The sequence below is a fragment of the Microcoleus sp. M2_D5 genome (assembly GCF_036701935.1).
In the GTDB taxonomy this organism is placed as follows: Bacteria; Cyanobacteriota; Cyanobacteriia; order Cyanobacteriales; family Microcoleaceae; genus Microcoleus.
The window spans coordinates 1-3967 of record NZ_JAUBRP010000152.1 but is presented as its reverse complement, the minus strand read 5'-3'; the positions used below and the strand labels follow the sequence as shown (position 1 = coordinate 3967).

At 44.2% G+C, this 3967-nt stretch carries 2 pseudogenes; both read right to left on the bottom strand.

The window, feature by feature from the left end:
- Positions 1-133: 133 nt before the first annotated feature.
- A pseudogene (locus QUA50_RS29035) lies at positions 134-310 on the bottom strand (transposase); the annotation flags it as partial.
- A 94-nt stretch (positions 311-404) separates the two neighbouring features.
- A pseudogene (locus QUA50_RS29030) lies at positions 405-3899 on the bottom strand (adenylate/guanylate cyclase domain-containing protein); the annotation flags it as partial.
- Positions 3900-3967 lie beyond the last annotated feature (68 nt).

Sequence of the window (3967 nt, the reverse complement as noted above, 5' to 3'; positions counted from 1 at the left end):
CGTCGGGCCCGTCTTTTAAGGACGGGCCCGACGCCCATCCCACAATAACAATTAAAATTGTAAGTTACTTAATTCGCGATCCTAAATAGGAGAGGACTGACCAAAAAAATGGGATGCAAGCCCCTTCTTCAGTGGCAGGCTTTTCTTGATTTCTGATATACTCCTTCAAAACTTCTTTCTTACGCACCCCAGCAGAAACAGCAAAATAACTAGGACTCCATAATGCTTCTTTGTGGGGTTTTTTTTGTCTAGCCTGCCCGTACCGACGGCTTAAAGGTTGAGTCGAATTTAGATGATAGGTGGAATGAATCGGCTAATGAGCAGTGCGTTGAGCTAAGATTGCACCCAGCCATAGAAAAGGGGTAAAACTTTTGACTATGACATAAAATTATTTTGCAATAGGTCTAATGTAAATTGTGTAGCCTGTCTTTGATTTTTGTGCGAGTCAACAATGCAGACTCACAGCGTTCCCAGTAAATTTTAGCAACGCGATCGCCCTGATTCTGACGCCAACACTCTTCAAAAAGCCGCGCCGCTTCAAAGAACTTCCCTTCCGAGTAAAGTGCCCTAGCTTCTGCAAACAATTCCAGCGTAGCTAACTTCGCCTGTTTAATTTCTGGTGAATCTGCATCAAACACCTCATAAATCGTCACAGCTTCAGATTTTCCCTTGACTTTTACCGTATCGAGAGTGCGGATTGCGTACTGGGAAGGATTTTTCAGGCGCCCATAAGTGGGTTGGGTAATTAACAGCGCCACCCCATAATTTTTTGTCAAACTTTCCACACGAGAAGCTAAATTCACCGCATCGCTGATTACCGTCCCGTCCATGCGATTTGGTCCTCCCACAGTTCCCAGCATCAAAGAACCCGTATTAATCCCAATCCCAATCTGAATCGGCGCACAGCCAGCGTTAGCGCAGTATTCATTGTATTCAGCCAGACGGTGCAGCATAGCAATTCCCGCTTTCACCGCATTATCCGCCTCGCCGCTAAACAGCGCCATAATCGCATCGCCAATATATTTGTCGATAAACCCGTGATTTTCATTAATGACTGGTTCCATGCGAGAAAGATAGGAATTGATAAATTTGAAATTATCCTCCGGCGTCATAGTTTCCGAAAGCGTGGTGAAGTCGCGAATGTCGGAAAACAGCACCGACATTTCTAACTGCACTTGGTCGCCCAGTTCCACATCAATAATGCTTGATTTCTCTAAAAACTGGAGGAATTGATGGGGGATGAAGCGCTCGTAAGCTTTGTTTAGTTGAGCCAGCCTGCTTTCATTTTCGCGTACTTCTGTATAAAGCTTAGAATTTTGAATCGAGATAGCTGCTTGTCCAGATAATACTTTTAATATTTCCACTCTTTCAGGGGTAAAAGCTCCCGCTGTCAGATTATTTTCTAAGTAAACAATACTAATAATTTGAGATTGGTTAATCAGCGGCACACATAAAATTGATTTGGGTTGATGCTTTCGGATGTGGGCGTCGTTGGTAAATTGTCCCGATCGCGCAGCATCATCCAGTACCACGCTTTCTTGAGTGCGGCTCACATAATTAACAATTGCGGAAGAAAGTTCTTGACAGGTTTCAACGGGGATTGACTGCAACACGGTTACGAGTTCGTCATCGATTTTCCCTTCAGCTTCAATGAACAGTTTTCCCTGGCTTAACAAAATTAGATAGCCTCGTTGCGCCCCTGCATTTTCCATCAAAATTTTCATCAAGCTAGACAGTAGCTTATCTAGCAGAATTTCTCCAGAAATCGCCTGAGAAGCCTTCATGACTGCGGCAATATCTAGGTGATTTCCCGAACCAGTCGTTGTCATTGCTACGGTAGTTTGAGTGTTTTTCCTTCCCGGTTGAGTTACCGCGAATAAGTGAGGATATCGCGTTTCTAAATCCGTTACCTTAGCAGTGGCTCCCCATTCAACATAACAATAATACGCCTCAAATATGTAGGCTTGAGCAACTTTTGTTTTGCCCCATTCCGAGTAGAATTTGGCTGCTAGTTCGTTGGCCAGGGCTTCGTCATTAACATATTTGTTTTCTTTGGCTCCCGAAATTGCGCGATCGTACATTTCAATCGCCTCGGCTTTATTGCCCAAAACTCGATAGCGTTCTGCTTCCACTAAATACCATTTATGCAGATAATTCATCGGAGCATTTTGCGCCCACTGTTGCAGCGTGCTTTGATGGGTTTCCACTAAGCCAAGAATTTCAGTTTGCTCAATTGCTGGCTGTGCGGGAAAAAGTGCCAGGTGCGTCAGGGCGGCATAAAAATGAAAAATTGGAACAAAAGCCGATCCAGATACTCCCATCAAATACTGTTTAACTTGGGAAATATGGTCTAGGGCAGCCGTATAATTGCCATAGCAGTAAGCAAGCAGCAGTTTGAAGATGCAGGCACAGGCGATCGCCGTAAATTCATTATCCTGATAGTGCTTGGGAATCATCACCGTTTCATCGTAGGCAGAGCCTATTAACAAATCCGACCGAATATGGGTTTCCCTCAAGTTTTGCACCGTCTGCTGAATCATATCCAAATAAACCCGCGCAGAATATTGTTTCAACTGCGCCATTACCGCCCTGTAACTTGCTATTTCCGGTTCCCAAGTGTCTAGTTCTACACCAGCGAATAAATGAGTGTAAAAACAAATATATATGTTGTAGCCAGCGTCTACAAAGTCGCCAGTTTCCATACCAAACCTATAGCCCTCTTTCAGCGTCGGTATCGTTGCCAAAAGAGATTCTTGGCGATGCTGAATCCAGCCACCAAACAAAAGTAGAACTGTGGACTTAAATTCGGGTACATTCAACCTATCCAGCAATGAAAGTGCCAATTGCCCAAAGCTATAGCCCGTTTCCACCTCTTGGAAAAAGGCACAGAAAACCATCCCGTGCATCGCATAACCCACCGTCGATGCGGGTGCATTCCCAAATTGGAGTGATAAACTCACCATCGTTGAGCTCAGCAAGGGCAGCAAACCGGGCATTCCCTGGAAAATGGGTGGAAACAACATACCAGACAGTTGCATAGCAGCCTGAGTCTGTGGATTTGTCATCACAGGTAGATCAACCAATTCCTCAATCTTCCTGCCGCCGAGGAGGGCCGCAAGGGCTTGCAGCGCTTTGCCAATCTTGACCTCATCAGGTTCGGCAGGAAGTTCAATCCCCAATTGTAAGAGTGCCTCTCTTGCTACTGCGATCGTTTCTAACACCTTGCTCTGAGATGTCTGAGCGGCAATTTTAATTTCGTAAATTTTAACTCTATCTAAAATTGTTTGAGCTTCTTGCAAAACCAGTGCTGCCATCTGTTCCATACCATCAAAGTCACCATTTAAATAGGCAATTTCAGCAGCAGCCACATAAAGATTTAGCGCCAATTCATATTGACTTTTCCAGCATTGAGGTGTCAGTAACTCAATGCCCGTTTGTATATAGATATTTGCCGCAGCGTAGGCGGTAGAATTTCTGGCTTTACGTCCAGCTTCTAAGTTGAGTTGGGCTAAGGCTGAGCGTTCACTTAATTGATTGATTAACTCAATTCCTTGATTTAAATGCCCCACAATATCAAAGATTTTTTCTTCGATTTCTATCTCGGAAGAACTTTGTAGCAGTAAGTGTCCTATTTTCAGATGAGTGGCTTGTTTTTGCTCGTCGGGAATCAATGAATAAGCCGCTTGTTGGACGCGATCGTGCAGGAACTTATAAATGGGATTAGCAACAGACTGAGTTGGGGATTGAGCATCTGCTTGAATGAAGTTATAGCCTTCGGAAATCAATAAAATGAGTCCTTCTTGCAAGGCTTTCCACAGTGCTGATGCCGTTTGTTCTGGTAATTCTTCGCTGACTACTGCCAATGTCTCTAAATCAAACTGCGCCCCAATGGTATCGGCTCAATAAGTAGGGGTAGCAGAGAAAAAAAAGTAAGCAGGATACACAAAGTGTTGTAAAATAGGACACA